Origin of the sequence: Dankookia rubra, assembly GCF_004355005.1 — a bacterium.
Lineage (GTDB): Bacteria > Pseudomonadota > Alphaproteobacteria > Acetobacterales > Acetobacteraceae > Paracraurococcus > Paracraurococcus ruber_A.
In genome coordinates this window covers 1-2,002 of the sequence record NZ_SMSJ01000241.1, presented here as the reverse complement: position 1 = coordinate 2,002, position 2,002 = coordinate 1, and the positions used below count along the sequence as shown (strand labels likewise).

The 2,002-nt window shown below is 73.3% G+C and carries 3 protein-coding genes; all 3 read right to left on the bottom strand.

Annotation, left to right across the window (positions count from 1 at the left end):
- Positions 1-1,399, bottom strand: a 1,399-nt coding sequence (tnpC, locus tag E2C06_RS36280) for an IS66 family transposase (protein WP_133293359.1), incomplete at its 3' end; no start/stop codon positions are given.
- A gap of 58 nt (positions 1,400-1,457) precedes the next feature.
- Positions 1,458-1,808 carry an IS66 family insertion sequence element accessory protein TnpB gene (gene tnpB / locus E2C06_RS36275; protein WP_133292072.1) on the bottom strand — a complete coding sequence of 117 codons (351 nt, stop codon included), beginning with the start codon at positions 1,806-1,808 and terminating at the stop codon, positions 1,458-1,460.
- The coding region (locus E2C06_RS38320) for a hypothetical protein (protein WP_165982915.1) at positions 1,805-2,002 on the bottom strand (198 nt) is incomplete at its 5' end. The genes tnpB and E2C06_RS38320, both read right to left, overlap by 4 nt.

The window sequence follows — 2,002 nt, the reverse complement described above, 5'->3', positions numbered from 1 at the left end:
TGAGCGAGGCGATCGCCGCGGCACGCTGGCCGCCGGTGTCGGATCCGGCGAACAGCCAGTTCTTCCGGCCAAGGGCCAGCGACCGGATTGCCCGCTCGACCGGGTTGTTGTCGATCTCCAGCCTGCCGTCCGCGACATAGCGCGTCAGCGCCTCCCATCGGCTGAGGGCATAGCGGATGGCCACGGCCAGATCGCCGCGCCCGGAGATCCGGGCAAGGGTCGCGTCGAGCCAGGCGCGCAGGCTCTCGAGGATCGGCCCGGCCCTGGCCTGGCGCTGCCGGGCCCGCTCGTCGGGCGGCTGGCCGCGGATGTCCTGCTCAATGGCGTAGAGCAGGGCGATGCGGCGCACCGCCTCGGTCGCCAGCGGTGCTTGGCCGGTGGCGTGCAACTCGAAGAAGTAGCGTCGGGCATGCGCCCAGCAGGCCGCCTCCTGCACCTGGCCGCCATCGTACAGACCATCGAACCCGCTGTAGCCGTCGGCCTGCAGCACGCCGCGGAACCCGGCGAGGTGCGCCTTGGGATGTTCGGCCCGGCGGTCAGGGCTGTAGCGGTAGAGCACGGCAGGCGGGGTGGTGCTGGCATGCGACCGCTCGTCGCGCAGATAGGCCCAGAGCCTGCCCGTGCTGGTCCTGCCGAGGCCAGGGGCGAGGACCGGCACCGGCGTGTCGTCGGCATGCAGCACGGCGCCCGCCAGGACATGCCGGGCCAAGGCATCCAGCAGCGGCCGCAGCAGCGCCGCCGACTGGCCGACCCAGTCGGCCAGGGTCGATCGCTGCAGCTCGACACCGACCCGGGCATAGATCTCGCTCTGCCGATAGAGCGGCAAGTGGTCGGCGTACTTGGCCACCAGCACGTGGGCGAGCAGCCCCGCCGTGGCGCGGCCGCGGTGGATCGGCAGGCTCGGCGCCGGGGCCTGGGTCACCGCCTCGCAGCCGCGGCAGGAGAACTTGGGCCGCACATGGCGGAGCACACGGAACCGGCCTGGCAGATAGTCCAGGACCTCGGTCACGTCCTCGCCGAGGCGGCGGAGCCCGCCGCCGCAGGCCGCGCAGGCATGGGCCTTGGCGCCGTGCTGCACCACCTCGCGCGGCAGGTGCTCCGGCAGCGGGCGGCGGGCAGGCTTGCGGCGCTCCGGCCTGGCCGCGGGATCCGTAGGATCCTCGGCGGGTGCCGGGGTGGGCGCCTCCGTCTCCAGTTCCTCGAGCGCCAGTTCCAACTGGTCGGCCTCGGCCGCCAACCGCTCCGACGAGCGGCCGAACTGCAGGCGCCGCAGCCGGGCCAGCTGCAGCCGGAGCCGCTCGATCAGCGCGCGCTGGTCGGCCAGCGCCGCGGCCTGCGCCAGCACGATGGCGCGCAGTGCGTCAGCGTCGTCGGGCAGGGCGGCGAGATCGATGACCACGACGGCAGGATCGCCGCTGACGCCGCGTCGGGCCGAATGAATCCCCTGCGAGCCGACGCTACCCCGCCATCTCCGGCCGCCAGGTACGCGCGGGCATGCGCCAGTCGATGCCCTCCAGCAGCATCGAGAGCTGCGCGGGCGTCAGCGACACCACGCCATCCTTGGCCTGTGGCCAGACGAAGTGGCCGCGCTCCAGCCGCTTGGCGTAGAGCACCAGACCCTGGCCATCCCACCACAGCGCCTTGACCAGGTCGCCGCGGCGGCCGCGGAACACGAACAGCTGCCCGCTGAACGGATCCTGCCCCAACGCCTCCTGCACCTGTCGCGCCAGCCCGTCGAAGCCGCGCCGCATGTCGGTCGGACCCGCGGCCAGCCAGACCCGCACGCCCGGCGGCGGTCCCGGGATCACCCGCGCAGCGCCGCCAGCACCCGTCGCAGGGCGACAAGGCCGACCTCATCCCCGACCCGCACCCGGATGCCGTCGGGCAGCTCGATCTCGATCGCCGCAACTTTCCGGGATGATGGTAGCGGCGCAGGCTCCGGTTCGGGCAGCACCTCGTCCTGACGATCGGCGACGGCAACGCGGACCGGCACGAACTCCGG